The organism is Corynebacterium sputi DSM 45148 (assembly GCF_000427865.1).
Lineage (GTDB): Bacteria > Actinomycetota > Actinomycetes > Mycobacteriales > Mycobacteriaceae > Corynebacterium > Corynebacterium sputi.
Window position 1 is genome coordinate 22,394 of the sequence record NZ_ATYV01000005.1, and the last position, 14,300, is coordinate 36,693.

At 62.3% G+C, this 14,300-nt stretch carries 17 protein-coding genes; 14 read left to right on the top strand and 3 right to left on the bottom strand.

What is annotated here, in order from left to right; genetic code table 11:
- Positions 1–16 precede the first annotated feature (16 nt).
- From YWU_RS15065 to dapC, 5 genes are all read left to right on the top strand, one after another.
- On the top strand, positions 17–1,735 hold the full coding sequence (locus YWU_RS15065) for an ABC transporter family substrate-binding protein (RefSeq protein WP_156892707.1): 1,719 nt from the start codon (positions 17–19) through the stop codon (positions 1,733–1,735).
- Positions 1,728–2,615 (top strand): N-acetyl-1-D-myo-inositol-2-amino-2-deoxy-alpha-D-glucopyranoside deacetylase, encoded by an 888-nt coding sequence (gene mshB, locus YWU_RS0103965; RefSeq protein WP_034647021.1) that lies wholly within the window; start codon positions 1,728–1,730, stop codon positions 2,613–2,615. Before YWU_RS15065 ends, mshB begins: the two co-directional genes overlap by 8 nt.
- The gene (locus YWU_RS0103970) at positions 2,612–3,034 is read left to right on the top strand and encodes a hypothetical protein (protein ID WP_027019445.1); all 423 of its coding nucleotides are present in this window, start codon (positions 2,612–2,614) and stop codon (positions 3,032–3,034) included. Before mshB ends, YWU_RS0103970 begins: the two co-directional genes overlap by 4 nt.
- Positions 3,035–3,138: 104 nt before the next feature.
- Positions 3,139–3,462 carry a ferredoxin gene (fdxA, locus tag YWU_RS18420; protein ID WP_027019446.1) on the top strand — a complete coding sequence of 108 codons (324 nt, stop codon included), beginning with the start codon at positions 3,139–3,141 and terminating at the stop codon, positions 3,460–3,462.
- 5 nt (positions 3,463–3,467) lie between these two features.
- Positions 3,468–4,580: a succinyldiaminopimelate transaminase gene (gene dapC, locus YWU_RS0103980; protein ID WP_027019447.1), complete on the top strand. Its 1,113-nt coding sequence runs from the start codon at positions 3,468–3,470 to the stop codon at positions 4,578–4,580.
- Here the strand turns inward: dapC and YWU_RS0103985 are convergent.
- Positions 4,577–4,798: a hypothetical protein gene (locus tag YWU_RS0103985; protein ID WP_027019448.1), complete on the bottom strand. Its 222-nt coding sequence runs from the start codon at positions 4,796–4,798 to the stop codon at positions 4,577–4,579. The genes dapC and YWU_RS0103985 overlap by 4 nt on opposite strands.
- A 34-nt stretch (positions 4,799–4,832) precedes the next feature.
- On the opposite strand from YWU_RS0103985, the gene YWU_RS15070 reads away from it, so the two are divergent.
- The 3 genes from YWU_RS15070 to YWU_RS0104000 are packed head-to-tail and all read left to right on the top strand — an operon-like array spanning position 4,833 to position 7,346.
- On the top strand, positions 4,833–5,525 hold the full coding sequence (locus tag YWU_RS15070; RefSeq protein WP_051260012.1) for a pseudouridine synthase: 693 nt from the start codon (positions 4,833–4,835) through the stop codon (positions 5,523–5,525).
- A gap of 59 nt (positions 5,526–5,584) precedes the next feature.
- Positions 5,585–6,418, top strand: coding sequence for an EamA family transporter (locus tag YWU_RS0103995; protein ID WP_084141735.1), 834 nt, complete (start codon positions 5,585–5,587; stop codon positions 6,416–6,418).
- Between the two features lie 7 nt (positions 6,419–6,425).
- Positions 6,426–7,346 (top strand): cutinase family protein, encoded by a 921-nt coding sequence (locus tag YWU_RS0104000; RefSeq protein ID WP_084141738.1) that lies wholly within the window; start codon positions 6,426–6,428, stop codon positions 7,344–7,346.
- On the opposite strand, the gene dapD is transcribed toward YWU_RS0104000, so the two are convergent.
- Together dapD and YWU_RS0104010 are read right to left on the bottom strand one after the other, a co-directional pair.
- Positions 7,339–8,295 (bottom strand): 2,3,4,5-tetrahydropyridine-2,6-dicarboxylate N-succinyltransferase, encoded by a 957-nt coding sequence (gene dapD / locus YWU_RS0104005; protein WP_027019451.1) that lies wholly within the window; start codon positions 8,293–8,295, stop codon positions 7,339–7,341. The two genes, YWU_RS0104000 and dapD, sit on opposite strands and share 8 nt — an antisense overlap.
- A 13-nt stretch (positions 8,296–8,308) precedes the next feature.
- Positions 8,309–9,727 carry an amino acid permease gene (locus YWU_RS0104010; RefSeq protein WP_034647022.1) on the bottom strand — a complete coding sequence of 473 codons (1,419 nt, stop codon included), beginning with the start codon at positions 9,725–9,727 and terminating at the stop codon, positions 8,309–8,311.
- Between the two features lie 51 nt (positions 9,728–9,778).
- On the opposite strand from YWU_RS0104010, the gene YWU_RS0104015 reads away from it, so the two are divergent.
- Genes YWU_RS0104015 through YWU_RS18760 form a run of 6 tightly spaced genes read left to right on the top strand, consistent with a single transcriptional unit; the run spans position 9,779 to position 14,230 of the window.
- Positions 9,779–10,528 carry a hypothetical protein gene (locus tag YWU_RS0104015; protein ID WP_027019453.1) on the top strand — a complete coding sequence of 250 codons (750 nt, stop codon included), beginning with the start codon at positions 9,779–9,781 and terminating at the stop codon, positions 10,526–10,528.
- Between the two features lie 9 nt (positions 10,529–10,537).
- Positions 10,538–11,653 carry a succinyl-diaminopimelate desuccinylase gene (gene dapE / locus YWU_RS0104020; RefSeq protein ID WP_027019454.1) on the top strand — a complete coding sequence of 372 codons (1,116 nt, stop codon included), beginning with the start codon at positions 10,538–10,540 and terminating at the stop codon, positions 11,651–11,653.
- Position 11,654: 1 nt separating this feature from the next.
- Positions 11,655–12,485, top strand: a complete 831-nt coding sequence (locus tag YWU_RS15075; RefSeq protein WP_034647023.1) for an LOG family protein — start codon at positions 11,655–11,657, stop codon at positions 12,483–12,485.
- 31 nt (positions 12,486–12,516) lie between these two features.
- Positions 12,517–13,329, top strand: a complete 813-nt coding sequence (folP, locus tag YWU_RS0104030; protein ID WP_051260038.1) for a dihydropteroate synthase — start codon at positions 12,517–12,519, stop codon at positions 13,327–13,329.
- Positions 13,330–13,334: 5 nt separating this feature from the next.
- Positions 13,335–14,105, top strand: a complete 771-nt coding sequence (locus tag YWU_RS15080) for a glucosyl-3-phosphoglycerate synthase (RefSeq protein WP_240484050.1) — start codon at positions 13,335–13,337, stop codon at positions 14,103–14,105.
- Entirely contained in the window at positions 14,096–14,230 is a 135-nt protein-coding gene (locus YWU_RS18760; protein WP_276201915.1) for a hypothetical protein, read from the top strand. The genes YWU_RS15080 and YWU_RS18760 overlap by 10 nt, the downstream gene beginning before the upstream one ends.
- The last annotated feature ends 70 nt before the right edge of the window (positions 14,231–14,300 follow it).

Genomic DNA, 14,300 nt, shown 5'->3' on the forward strand with positions numbered 1-14,300 from the left:
AACTAGAGTGGACTTCATGTCTTTCGGTGTGTTCTCCACTCGTGGGACCAGCCGCGCCGTCACCCTCATTGGGGTGCTGGCGTCGGCGGGTCTTGTTACGTCGTGCATGGCCGACCCCGGGGATGCCCCCGTGGTGGAGGATCCTCCACAGCAGGTCGAGCAGGACGGCGCCACTGAGCCTGAGACCCCGACCAATGAGATTGTCTTTGGTATCAGCAATTTCGTTGAGGGTTTCAACCCGCACATCGTCTCCGATGCGACGATGCTTACCGAGATCATCGCGGATTTGACCCTCCCCAGTGCGTTCGTGCGCTCGGAAGATGATCCTGAAGAGCTGGAGCTCAACGAGTCGCTCATTGACTCGGCCACGGTCTTGGATGCCGACGGCGTCGCCATGGCTGACCAGACTGCGGCCGACCCCGGAGTGAAGACGATCCGCTACCGCATTAATAGTGGTGCGCAGTGGTCGGACGGGACGCCGATCTCCGGTTCCGACTTCACCTATCTGCGCGATGGCATCGTGACTACTCCCGGTGTGAAGGACTCGGCCGCGTACGAAATGATCTCCCGGATCAATGTGTCCGGTGGTGGCCGCATCGTTGACGTGGTGGTCGACGGACCATTGCCGCAGTGGCGCGAACTCTTCGGCAATCTGTTGCCGAGTCACCTGTTACGACCCTCTGGAGACACATTCGGTGAGGTGCTGGAGAACTCTATGGTCGCCTCGGGCAATCGCTACCAGGTTCAGTCGATCGACATGGGCCGCGGCGAGATCCGCCTCGTGCGCAATGACCGCTATTGGGGCGCGGAGCCTCCCGTCACCGAGACGATCCTGCTCGTGCCGGAGAATGGTCCGGTCAGCGGAATGGAACGGCTGCGCACCGGCACCCTGCAGGGGGTGCATGTTCGGCCGCAGGAGGCGACGGCACGCGCTTATTCGTTCGTGCCCGGCGCGGTTGCCGTGGAGTCCACGCAGCCGCGGGTGTTGTCGTTGCAGGTTAACGATGCTTCCCCCGTGCTTTCCGACGTCGCCGTCCGTCACAGCGTCCTCGGCGCCGTCAATGTGGAGGAAGTGGCGGTCATCGCCACTGGCCGCAGTACGGATCTGAGTATCCCGGAACCGCGCCCAGGCACATTGGGCGATAGCGACGCCCCGGTGTCCGAGCCGTTGACGGTCGCGGTGACCGGCGACGGCACAGCCAGGTCTGCGGCCCAGGTGATCGTCACTCAGTTGAATGACGCAGGTATCGACGCCGAGGTCGTCACCGGTTCTGCCCAAGACATCGCCGGCTCCTTACTGCCCTACGGTGAGGCCGACCTAGTGGTCAGTTGGGTTGACCAGCCGAAGACAGTTCTGGACATGACCGACCGGTTCGGATGTCCGACCGCCTCCCGAATTTCGACGGCACCGGAAGATGCAGCCGAGGTCCTCGAGGCCCCGCCGGCTAGAGGTTCCAATCTCTCCGGGCTGTGCGACGCTCGGGTCGAGGAACTACTGGTGCAGCACCAGGGAGAGCTCCAGATTCCGCAGGAGCTCGACGAGGCCGTCGGCGGCGCAGCAGTGGAACTGCCGTTGATGGAAGACACCTACTTGACGGTGGTCGGACCGGACATCTCCATTGGGGAGTTCGCGGACGTCAGCCAGTGGCCGTTGAGCCCGGAATCGGGTGTATTCTTCACCGCTGCACATTGGGACAGAATCGTGAGGGAAGAGGAAGTGAACGACGGTGAATGACCTGAGGGTCGTCGCGGTGCATGCGCACCCGGATGACGAAGTGATCTGGACTGGCGGAACCCTGGCGAAGTTGGCGCGCAACGGCGCTGACGTCACGGTGATCACCTGCACGACAGGTGAACTCGGTGAGGTCATCGGTGACACCTACCAGGCGTTAGTCGGCGACAGGCTGGACATCCTCGGTGGATTCCGCCTACGAGAACTCGCTGGTTCCCTGACTGCCCTGGGGATCAACGGCCCCAACCATATTCCGGTGTTGCTCGGTGGCATTGGCGCTTACCGGGACTCGGGGATGGAGGGCTCGCCCACGACAGATCATCCGCATGCCTTCGTGCGCTCCGGGGAGCAGGCAGTAAGCCAGCTGCAGGAGCTGCTCGCTGAGCTGCGACCGCACCTCGTTATCACCTATGACGCCGATGGCGGATACGGCCACCCAGACCACATTCGCGCCCACGAGATCACTGTCGAAGCGACCAGACGCCTTCGAGAGGTTGAACCGGACCTCTATCGCACCGCGTGGACGAAGACTGACCCTGAGGCGATTTCTGCCGGCTACGCCGCGATCGTCGACATCCCGGACGGATGGATCCCCGCTGACGTGGATTCCATCGCAACGGCACCGGGCCAGATCGAGGTCACGCTCTCCGAGGATGACCTCGACGCAAAGCACGCGGGTATGCGCGCCCACGCGACACAGATTTGGCTTGCCGACGCCCAGTCCTCAGACGTCAACCCCCAGGCCGCAGAGGGCAGCATCGACGACTCTGGTCGAGCCCTTGGCATGTGGACGCTGTCGAACCTGGTGACCCAGCCGCTGATCCCGACGGAGCATTTCGGCGCTGGGACCGCCGACGAGTCGTGGCTGAGGGATGTGCTGTGACCGTCGAGAAGCATTGGGGTGACCCCACCCGCCGCCAACCGCGAGAAGTTTTCGCACGCGGAGAGAAGTTCGGCGCGATCGTTATGTTGACGATCGGTGCGCTGGCCGCGCTGTCCATTGAGGTCATTTACCTGGGAACCAGAATCTCGGTAGGGGAGATATCGATCCCGCTGCCGTGGACGGTTCTGCTGGCGTATCTGGTGAACCTCATCATCACGAACACTGCGCTGCTGTGGACGACGAACCGGACTGTCGCCGCGATTCCAGTGATCGCGTGGTCCGCTGTGTTCATGATGTTGCTGGCCTGGCCGTCGATTGTGGCCGGTGGAAACGCCGTCTTTGCCGGGTCGATCAGCACCATCGCACTGTTGGTTGCAGGTATTTTCGGGGGTAGTTGGCCTTTACGGCACTCAAGGTGAGAGAATGACCCGCGAGGAATGAACAGATCTGTCCAGATTGGTTCATCACCAGCCACGAATCACCCCTTAATCCACACTTCCCCTCCCGAAAGGCGAACACGCTAATGACCTACATCATCGCACAGCCCTGCGTTGACGTCATGGACCGCGCCTGCGTCGAAGAATGCCCGGTGGACTGCATTTACGAAGGTAAGCGGTCCCTCTACATTCACCCGGACGAGTGCGTTGACTGCGGCGCTTGTGAGCCGGTCTGCCCGGTTGAGGCCATCTTCTACGAGGATGATCTGCCGGAGGAATGGTCCGACTTCTACGACGCCAACGTCGATTTCTTCGAGAACCTCGGCTCCCCAGGCGGCGCAGCCCGTGTCGGTCCCCAGGACTTCGACCACAAGTTCATCGCCGGACTGCCGCCGCAGGCCGAGGAGTAGACCGCATGGTACGACCGGATCGGATTCCTGCGGGGCAGCGGCTCCCCGCGTTCCCGTGGGATTCGCTGGCGGGGGCGAAACAGAAGGCAGCGGCGTATCCTGCCGGCCTTATCGACTTGTCGGTGGGAACTCCCGTCGACGAGGTCGCTGATTCGATCCGGGCGGCCCTAGCCGCATCCGCAGCGGCTCCCGGGTACCCGCGCACGGTGGGTACTCCGCAGCTGCAGGAGGCAATCGCCTCGGCAATGGCCCGCCGGTACAACTCGGTAGAGCTCGATCCAGCAACCCAGGTGCTGCCGGTGGTCGGCACGAAGGAAGCTATCGGCACTCTGCCGTTCCTCCTCGGTGTCGGTGAAGGCCACACTGTGGTTATCCCGGAATTGGCCTACCCGACCTACGAGGTCGGAGTCGCCCTCGCTGGAGCAGAGGTCCTCCGTGCCGATTCACTGACGCAGATCGGCCCGCGTGCCGTGACGCTGATGTACGTCAATTCGCCGGCGAACCCATCCGGCAAGGTCCTCGGTGTGGATCATCTCCGCAAGGTCGTGGAGTGGGCACGTGCGCGTGATGTCATCGTTGCCTCTGATGAGTGCTACCTCGGCCTTTCGTGGGATGAGGAAGCAGTGTCGATCCTGGATCCGCGCGTCTGTGGGGGAGACAGCACTGGCCTGCTTGCTATTCAGTCGCTGTCGAAGACGTCCAACCTGGCGTCGTACCGTGCTGGCTGGTTCGCTGGTGATCCGGATCTGATTGCCGAGCTCACATCAGTGCGCCGCAATTGCGGTCTGATGATGCCCGGTCCGATTCAAGGTGCAATGACCCAGGCACTGATCGATGATTCCCAGGAAGCCGTTCAGCGCGAGCGCTACCGTGGCCGCCGCGATGTTTTGGCACAGGCTGTACGAGATGCAGGATTCACCATTGATGATTCTGAGGGTGGTCTGTACCTGTGGGCCTCTCGCGGCATTGAAGACTGCCGGGATCTGGTCGACTGGTTCGCTGACCGTGGCATCCTCGTGGCCCCTGGTGAGTTCTACGGACCGAAGGGCGGCCGCCACGTTCGGATTGGCCTCACCGCTACCGACGAGGCGGTCAAAGAAGCCGCGTCGAGGCTCTAACGCCTACGCTTTTCCCGGAAGGCGCCGTTGAGCGCGAAGCCCAGCATCAGTGCGCCAACCACCACGCCGATCAACCCGACGATCGCAGCCCACATGGGTCGACCGTCGACAAGCGTCGGCAATCCACCGAACAATACGAGGATGACAAGACCTGCGACAGCACGCACGCTGTAGGACGTGCTGTTCACGGTTGCATCAGTCTCGTTGTTCTCAGCCATGGCTCTCAGGATACTCGCTCGTTAGGAGAACCTCATGGGAAGAGCGATTCCCTTTGACCCAGTAGTGCTGGCAGAGGATGGTGAGGTTCTGATCGTCGATAAGCCTCCTTTTCTTCCCACCACCTCCAACGGCCGCATCGTCGATGAGACGGTGCAGGCGCTCCTCGCGCAGCGCCACGGACCAGAGGTGACCTGCATCCATCGGCTGGATCTGCTGACCTCCGGACTGCTTATCGTGTCCCTGAACAAGGCGACCCGGGGCACGTATCAAGTGATGTTCCAAGAGCATAGAGTGCACAAGACCTATCGATGTCTGACTGCAGAAGCCGATTGGCCCATCGGGGAGACCCGCACTATCACCGTAGAACTGGCTAATGTGCCCGCTGAGCGGGGAGTGCGGGTGCGATTGGATGGCGCAGTCGTACACGGGCCCCAAGACGAGGTGACTGGCTGGCGGGAGGCGACGACCGTCGTCACCTATGAAGGCGAAGGCCAGTGGTTGCTAAAGCCCGTCACGGGTCGGACACATCAATTGCGCGCGACGATGACCGCGCTCGGTTATCCGATCATTGGCGATGACACCTACCCCGTTGATCGGGGTTTGAAACTCTACAATTTCGAGCGTGTGCTGCACCTTGTGGCGACCGAATTGGAGTACACAGACCCGCTCGATGGTGGTGCTAGACACTGGATCTCGACTCGGGACCTGTACGACCCAGTGGGATGACTATAGTTCCCCCGGTGAATGAAGTCCGGGAAAGGTCTGCGGCCGTACCTCCGCTGCTAATGATCGTCTCCGGTGTCTCGTTGTATACCGGTGCCGCCCTAGCCGTGGGGCTGTTTGACGTGTTCCCTCCGACGGTCGTGGCGTGGATGCGAATGGCCGGAGCTGCAGTGATCCTGCTGGTGCTTTTCCGCCCGAAGCTCAGTGTCTTCACCGGGCGTGTTGGCCTTATCGCTGCCTTCTACGGACTAGCGACTGCCGCGATGAACATGACCTTTTATGAGGCCATCGCTCGCATCCCGTTGGGCACGGCAGTGGCCGTGGAATTCCTCGGTCCCATTGTGGTCGCGGCAGTGGTCTCTCGGACGTGGAGACAGATTGCGGCGGTAGTGCTTGCCGGCGCTGGGGTGGTCCTCATTGCGGACGTCCAACTCACGGCAAACCCAGTCAGATTAGCGTTCGTCCTGGCAGCGGCGGCTCTGTGGGCTGGGTACATCCTCATGGGAGCGAAGGTTGCCGGTGCGGCGAGCCCGAAGGACTCCATGACCGTTGGCTTCGCCTATGCGGCGCTGCTGACTAGCCCCGTGCTTTTGCTTACCGACGGTTCCCCCGCCGCGGGCGCCTCCGACTGGGGATGGCTCCTGCTGACTGTCCTTGGTCTGGGATTCCTGTCTGCGGTGGTGCCGTACGGTCTCGACCAGGTCATCCTCCAGAAGGCTGGAGCGGATTACTTCGCGATCCTCCTTGCACTTCTTCCGTTGACGGCTGCGTTGATCGGGTTTGTCGGACTCGGACAGGTCATGGAAGGCAAGGAATTGTTCGGCATGGCCGCAATTGTCATTGCCGTGGTGTTGCGAACCCCAATGAGACGTGGTGGTAGTGCCCGTCATGCATAATTGACTCGTGAAGAAACAGTGTTCGCTAATCGCCATCGTGGCGTCATTAACGTTGATTAGTACTGGCACTGCCGCGGCGGAGCCGGAATGGGACTCATATAGTCCGACCTTTCCCGCCAGCTGGTGGCTGTTTGCGGAGCAGGTGGCATCCCAGTACGAGGATCGCAGTCTGGACGCGGGGGAGTGCACTGACTACACGTATATCGGAGTGCCGGGTACCTCGGAAACGAATGAGGCCCGGGATCCGGATTCCCCGGCCGGTAGATACGTCGGGGCCTTCGGGCTGGAGCTAGAGAAAGAGAATGTCCGCCCGGTGTGGGTGCCATATCCGTCGCGGGCTGTCTCCACGTCGTACTCGGAGTCGATGGGGATCGGTCAGGCCACCACGATCAAGCTGATTGAGACGATCTCTGAGGCCTGCCCGGACACTCAGTATCTTCTGGCGGGATATTCGCAGGGCGCCGATGCCATTACTGGTGTGCTGGAATCCATCGCTGCCGGCAACGGCCCAGTCGCCGAAGACAAGGTCGCTCGTGCGGTGCTCCTTGCCAATCCCAGCCGGTGGGGCTCGGCGGTGGACTATCACGGCACCGCGAAACCCGACGGCCAAGGACTGCTCGCGACTGGGCCGCCGGAGTTCGGATCGATGGAGGTCGTCGAGATCTGCAATGAGGGCGACGTGTGGTGCGATTCGGCGCCGACGCACCGGATTGTGGGGCCGGTGGCGACGAATCCGTCGTTAAGCGGGGCGGTTGGAATCGCCGGGGACGTGATTCGCTCTGAGACCCTTTGGGAGGACCTCGACGAGATGGTCCGCTTCGCACTTAACGGCAGTGCCCTGCACATCGACTATGAGAACGTCTCGGCGGACGGCTCGTTGTCGATGGCGCAGTGGGCGCTGGAGTACCTGCGCGGAGGAATTAGTTAGCGTGCAGCTGTGCGTCGAGCTTGACGCCTTCTGCGGCCCACGGGGTGACCTCAACAGCGCCGGTGAGTGAGTTACGGCGGAACAGCATGTTGGAGCCACCGGACAGCTCGGAGGCCTTGACGGTCTTCTCTTCGCCGTCGGACTTCACGATCACCTTGGTGCCGGCGGTGATGTAGAGGCCGGCTTCGACGACGCAGTCGTCACCGAGGGAAATGCCCAGGCCGGCATTCGCGCCGAGCAAGCAGCGCTGGCCCAGGGACACCTTGTGGGTGCCGCCACCGGAGAGGGTGCCCATGATGGAGGCGCCGCCGCCGATGTCAGTGCCGTCACCGACGACGACACCCTGGGAAATGCGACCCTCAATCATGGAGGTACCGAGGGTACCGGCGTTGAAGTTTACGAAGCCCTCGTGCATGACGGTGGTGCCGGAGGCGAGGTGCGCACCCAGGCGGACGCGGTCAGCATCGCCGATGCGGACGCCGGTCGGCATGACGTAGTCGATCATGCGGGGGAACTTGTCCACGGAGTAGACGGTGACGGCGCCGCGGGCCTGGAGCTTCGCGCGGGTGATCTCAAAGCCATCGATGGCGCAGGGGCCGTGGTTGGTCCACACAACGTTGCTGAGCTTGCCGAAGACCCCGTCGAGGTTGATCGAGTTCGGAGTGACCAGGCGGTTGGAGATCAGGTGCAGACGCAGGTAGGCATCTTCAGCGCTGGTCGGTGCGGAGTTGAGGTCTCCGATGGAGACCTCAACGCCGACGCGGCTGGTGCCACGGGCGTCGTCGTCACCGGTGAGAGCCTGCAGGTGCTCCGGCAGGTTCTCAGTGCGCTTCACGACGGTGTCGTTACCGACCCCGTCATTGAGCTCCGGTGACGGGAACCATGCGTCGAGCACGGTTCCGTCTGCGGTAATGGTGGCCAGGCCGATTGCGTGTGCGCCGTTAGTCATGCCGGCAATGGTACTAGCTGCTGCCTCGTGACTTGGCGTCGGTGCGACCCTTGGAGCGGCGAGAACTGGTCATCACGGCTAGCAGGGCCAGGAATCCGGTGACCATGAGGACGGCGATGACCTGTTGGCGGGCGGCGGCGTCGAAAAGCATCAGGACACCGAGTCCCACGATCAGCAGGATCGTCAGCCACGGAAGGTACGGGTAGCCCCACATCTTCAGTTCGATCTCGCCATTGCGCTGCAACTGCGGACGCAACTTGATCTCGGACAGGGAGATGAACAGCCACAGCACCAACAGGCAGCCACCGACGGCGTTGAGCAGGAAGACCAGTACAGACGAGCCGTCGAAGACCAACTGGATGCCCACCGAAAGGAACGCGAAGGTCATCGACATCAGGACCGCGCGCACCGGCACGGACTCCTTATTGACCTTGTCGAAGAAACGGGGTGCCTCGCCGCGGCGGGACATCGAGTAAACCAGTCGGGACGTGCCGTAGATCTGCGCGTTGAACGCGGACAGCAGCGCCAGAACGATCACCAGCTCCATGAAGCCCACCACGCCCGGGATGTTCGCCTGCTGCAGGACCAGCGTGAACGGGGACTCAGCAGCGTTGTCGGCGCCCTGGATCTGCGAGTACGGCAGCAGGGTGATGATGACCAGGACCGAACCGATGTAGAACACCAAGATTCGGATGATCACAGAGCGCACAGCAGTGATGATCGATCGCTTGGGGTCCTCGGACTCGGCGGCTGCGATGGTAATGATCTCGATGCCACCGAAAGCGAAAGCGACGGCGAGCAGGCCAGCGGAAACACCGGCGATGCCGTTGGGCAAGAACCCGGACTCGGCAATGTTGGACATGCCGATGAAGGACGTGCCCGGCAGCAGCCCGAAGATCATGGCCGCACCGATGATGAGGAAGCCGATGATGACGGCGACCTTGATGAAGGCGAACCAGAACTCAAACTCACCGAAGCCACGAACCTTGGCCAGGTTGACCACCGCGAAGAAGACAACGCAGATCAGACCCGGAATCCAGCCCGGCACATTGAACCAGGCGCCCATGATCGCGCCAGCGGCAGTGATCTCCGCACCAAGGACCATGACTAGCATGAACCAGTACAACCAGCCCATGACAAAGCCCGCCCAGGGGCCAAACGCCATTTCGGCGTAGGTGGAGAAAGCGCCGGAGGCCGGTCGGGCCGAGGCCATCTCACCGAGCATCCGCATCACCATCACGACGATGACCGCCGCGATGATGTACGACAGGAGCACACCAGGTCCGGCAGCTTGGATACCGACGCCAGTGCCGAGGAATAGGCCCGCACCGATGGCGGAGCCCAGTCCCATCATGGTCAGATGTCGGACTTTCAGTCCGTGCCCGAGATTCTCGGTGTCCGCAGTAACGGACGTATTGGGTGTCTCACTCATGAGGGTGAAGAATACCGCTACGATCGGCAGGTCACAGACGAAGGGGTCTTTATGGGCAGGGTTCTCCAGATCGTGGAGAAATGGACGCGATTTTCTACGGCACTATTGCCGGTCTCACTGGTGATTCTGCTGCTTGCGCTGTGGGTTGAGGTGCCGATCGCGCTGGTCTATGCGGCTGCCGTTTTGGCTACCGCATGGATTGCTGGCGTCGGTGTGGTTAGCGCTGTTGCGCTCGGCGCGTGGGCGGCCATCGTCGGAATTGTGGTCCTCGGTGCAGGGATCTGGATCGGGTCCATCCTTGGTCTGGTGATTGCTGGACTCGGTGGTGGGTTGGTGGCTGGGGGCGTCGGGAAGCTGCTTTTGGAGCGCACCGCGCGAATCCGCGAGAGGCGGATCGATGCACTACCGGACTGGAACCGCGACGAACTTGGTGAGGCGGCGGAGCATCTCAGCGCCGATTTCACGCGCACGCAGGTGAGCCGAGTGATTGGCTCGCGTGAGGATTCGGTGGTGGACCTGTTGGATGCGGTGTGCCGACCGCTGCCCGGTGCGACGGTGCTCGCGCAGGAGCCGGCGGTTGCCATCTATGGCTCGCGGGTTGCGGTGGTCGGCGAAGCGGAACTGCCGCCGCTGCCACGTGGAGTGACTGTGCAGGAGTTCACCTTCGATCCGCTGGAGGTGCACTCCACAGCCCACGACCTGGCGGTGCACCTGTCCGCGGGAGCGCCTGCGAACGGCGACGCGCTGTCCGGCAAGGCGGCACATCTGCATCATCTGACTCTGCAGGCACTGTCCGGTTAGGCTCAGTGCGTGACCGAAATTGATGTACTGGACCTGACCGGCTGCCCCGTCGAGCTGACCGCGGCGCTGGTGGACATCCCGAGCGAGTCTTTCCACGAGAAGCGAATCGCTGACGCGGTGGAGCATGCCCTGCGGCAACTTGACGCGCCGATCACCGTGGAGCGGATCCGCGACAATGTCATCGCGCGCACCGACCGTGGCCTGCCTGAGCGGGTGGTGCTCGCCGGGCACCTGGATACAGTGCCGGCAGCGGACAACATCCCCTCGCAGCGGATCACGGACGCGGACGGCAATCCCACGATCTTCGGACTTGGCTCTGTCGATATGAAGGGCGGCGACGCGGTCTACCTGCACGCGTTTGCAACCCTGGCCGCAGCGTCGGAGCTGACTCGCGACATCACCCTGGTGATGTACGAGGCTGAGGAAGTTGCCAGCCGCTATAACGGCCTGAATTACCTCGCGCAGAATCGCCCGGAAGTGTTGCAAGGGGACGTTGCGCTGCTCGGTGAGCCGTCCGCAGGCGTCATCGAAGCCGGCTGCCAGGGCACGATCCGCGTGAAGGTGACTGCCAGCGGCACCCGCGCGCACTCTGCCCGCGCGTGGCTGGGGGACAACGCCGTGCACCGGCTCTCTCCAGTGATCGCTCGGGTCGCTGCTTATGAGCCTCGGGACGTTGACGTGGACGGCCTCATCTACAAAGAAGGCCTCCAGATCACTAAGATCGAGGCGGGCGTGGCCACCAACACTGTGCCCGACCACGCGTGGATGTTCGTCAACTTCCGCTACGCGCCGGACCGCAGCGTCGATGAGGCGACTGCGCATCTGGAGGACGTGCTCTCGCTTAACGACGCCCAGCTCACCATCGAATACGACGACATCAGCCCCGCCGCGGTGCCGGGTTTGTCGCGGCCGGCGGCCGCTGAATTGGTGGAAGCTTGCGGAGGAGTGGCGAACCCGAAGTACGGCTGGACGGACGTGGCTCGTTTCTCCGAACTGGGAATCCCGGCAGTGAATTTCGGACCCGGTGATCCTTCGCTGTGCCATAAGCCGGAAGAGCAGTGCCCGGAATACATGATTCGGGACGTCTCTGAGACCCTGCGCCGATACCTGAGCAAGGAGAACTGACATGGCCCCCTCCAAGCGCCCGGAGCGCGACCGGAACCTCATCGGACCGACAATCGTGCGTGAGTCTGGTTCTAGCCCGAAGTCGACTACCGACCAGCGTTTGCTGGATACCCGAGTCGATGATCAGTGGCGTCACACCGATACTTGGCGAGTCCTACGAATTCAGAGTGAGTTCGTCGCAGGATTCGACGCCCTGGCAGAGATCCCGAAGGCCGTCACCGTTTTCGGCTCTGCTCGAATCAAGGAGGGCGAGCCGTATTACGAACTCGGACAGCGCCTTGGTGCAGAGATCACTCGTGCCGGATACGGGGTTGTCACCGGTGGCGGGCCCGGTCTGATGGAGGCTGCCAACCGTGGCGCCTGGGAGACGGACGGACTGTCTGTTGGCCTCGGCATTGAGCTGCCGATGGAACAGGGCCTGAACCAGTGGTGCGACCTTGGCATCAATTTCCGGTACTTCTTCGTGCGCAAGGTGATGTTCCTGAAGTATTCGCAGGCATACATCTGCCTGCCGGGTGGACTTGGCACGCTCGACGAACTCTTCGAGGCTCTGTGCATGGTGCAGACCGGCAAGATCACCAGGTTCCCGATCATCCTCCTTGGCACCGATTTCTGGGGCGGCTTGGTCAACTGGATGCGCGACAAGCTCGTTGACGAAGGCATGATTAGCCCGGATGACATGGATCTGATCCTGGTCACCGACTCGGTGGACGAGGCCATCGCGCATATCGTCGAGGTTCACCAGGGGCAGAAGTTCGCTGCCGAGTCTGAGGTGCTGCGCCGTGCCATCGTGGACGCGAACGAGGAGCGGCACCGCAACCGTGAGAACTAGTTTCTACCGTCACGGCGCACTGCCCGCCGCGATGGCGATCGTGAATAGAACGCCGGACTCGTTTTACGACAAAGGTGCGACCGAGGCGGAGGAAGCGGCACTGGACCGCATCGACCTGGTTGTCTCTCAAGGCGCGACGATTGTCGACATTGGGGGAGTGAAGGCAGGCCCCGGGCCGGTCGTTGACTGCGCGGAGGAGATTCAGCGCGTGGTGCCGACAATCGCGGAGGCCCGTCGCCGGCATCCTCGGGTTCACATCAGCGTGGATACCTGGCGCGCGGATGTTGCCGATGCAGCGATTCGGGCCGGTGCCGATCTGGTTAATGACACCTGGGCTGGCGTGGATCCGGACCTGATGAAGGTCGCTGGTCATCACGGCGTGGGGTACGTGTGCTCCCATACTGGCGGAGCCGTACCGCGCACTCGGCCTTACCGCGTGCGTTACGACGACGTGGTCGCCGACGTCCTCCGCGAAACTAGCGACCTAGCCCGCCGTGCCGTTGAGTACGGCGTGCCAGAGGACCGGATACTCATCGATCCGACCCATGACTTCGGCAAGAACACTCATCACGGCCTGGAGCTGCTGAGGCGCACCTCTGAACTGGTGGATTCCGGTTGGCCGGTTCTGATGTCCCTGTCGAACAAAGACTTCGTGGGTGAGACCGTTGGCCGCAGCGTGCGGGATCGAGTCGCCGGAACTCTGGCTGCCACCGCTTGGGCAACATCTCGTGGGGTGTCGGTGTTTCGTGTGCACGAGGTCTCCGACACCGTTGACGTGTGCCGGATGACCGCCGCCATCGAGGGCTCGGCGCCGCCGGTCCGTGTAGTTCGGGGGCTCCAGTGACTACGGTGTCGGTTGTCTTGCCGGCTCTCAATGAAGAAGACACCGTCGCTGGTGTGGTCGCAACTGTGCTGCCGCATATCGCATCTGGTCTGGTCAAAGAAGTCGTGGTGATTGACTCTGATTCAACGGACCGCACCGCGACGGTTGCTGCCTCGGCTGGCGCCACGGTCGTCAACTGGCGCGATGGTCGGTTCACCCTACCGGAGCCGCAACCAGGCAAGGGCGAGGCACTGTGGCGAGGAGTTGCCGCCACCACCGGCGATATCGTGGTGTTCTTGGATGCTGACCTGCGCGAGCCAGGCGTTGATTGGGTCCCGACACTCGTCGAACCGCTGATCAGGACCTACTCCGATGCCGATCCGGTCCGACTAGTCAAAGGCCACTACCGACGTGACCTGCCCGGGGATAACGGTGGCGGGCGAGTCACTGAGCTGACCGCGAAACCGATGCTGCGTGCCTTCCGGCCCGAGTTGGCTCAGTTGAAACAGCCTCTGTCCGGGGAGTATGCCGCCCGCCGCGACACCTTGGAGTCGATTCCATTCGCCAGCGGGTACGGAGTGGAAATTGCCATGCTTCTCGACGTCTTCGATCGCTTTGGTCCATCCTCCATTACCCAGGTAAACCTCGGGGCCCGGCGGCATCGCAATCGGCCGTTAAGTGAGCTCTCTGTCATGGCTGATCAAGTTATGGGAGCGGCGCTATCTAGGCTGGGGCCGCTGGAGCCGGCACCAGAACGGGCGCCGCTGGAGACCTTTAAGGAGCACGGATGGGCGTAGTACTGACGATTACAGTCTTCGTCGCGATGGTGCCAGTCCTGTGGGCTGCCCTGTGGTTCGTGGTGTCGGCTCTGATCCCCGGATACGCAAAGCTGAATAAGAAGGTAACGAATCCTGAGGATTGACGATGCACTGTCAAAGCCGCTGGAAAAGGCATAGGATGAGAACCTATGAGCCTGTGTCGTACCCGACCTG

Excerpts from the sequence above, each read along its gene's own strand:
- YWU_RS15065 (WP_156892707.1), top strand. The coding sequence starts at position 17 with ATGTCTTTCGGTGTGTTCTCCACTCGTGGGACCAGCCGCGCCGTCACC.
- fdxA (WP_027019446.1), top strand. The coding sequence starts at position 3,139 with ATGACCTACATCATCGCACAGCCCTGCGTTGACGTCATGGACCGCGCC.
- dapC (WP_027019447.1), top strand. The coding sequence starts at position 3,468 with ATGGTACGACCGGATCGGATTCCTGCGGGGCAGCGGCTCCCCGCGTTC.
- YWU_RS0103985 (WP_027019448.1), bottom strand. The coding sequence starts at position 4,798 with ATGGCTGAGAACAACGAGACTGATGCAACCGTGAACAGCACGTCCTAC.
- YWU_RS15070 (WP_051260012.1), top strand. The coding sequence starts at position 4,833 with ATGGGAAGAGCGATTCCCTTTGACCCAGTAGTGCTGGCAGAGGATGGT.
- YWU_RS0103995 (WP_084141735.1), top strand. The coding sequence starts at position 5,585 with ATGATCGTCTCCGGTGTCTCGTTGTATACCGGTGCCGCCCTAGCCGTG.
- dapD (WP_027019451.1), bottom strand. The coding sequence starts at position 8,295 with ATGACTAACGGCGCACACGCAATCGGCCTGGCCACCATTACCGCAGAC.
- YWU_RS0104010 (WP_034647022.1), bottom strand. The coding sequence starts at position 9,727 with ATGAGTGAGACACCCAATACGTCCGTTACTGCGGACACCGAGAATCTC.
- YWU_RS0104015 (WP_027019453.1), top strand. The coding sequence starts at position 9,779 with ATGGGCAGGGTTCTCCAGATCGTGGAGAAATGGACGCGATTTTCTACG.
- YWU_RS15075 (WP_034647023.1), top strand. The coding sequence starts at position 11,655 with ATGGCCCCCTCCAAGCGCCCGGAGCGCGACCGGAACCTCATCGGACCG.
- folP (WP_051260038.1), top strand. The coding sequence starts at position 12,517 with ATGGCGATCGTGAATAGAACGCCGGACTCGTTTTACGACAAAGGTGCG.
- YWU_RS18760 (WP_276201915.1), top strand. The coding sequence starts at position 14,096 with ATGGGCGTAGTACTGACGATTACAGTCTTCGTCGCGATGGTGCCAGTC.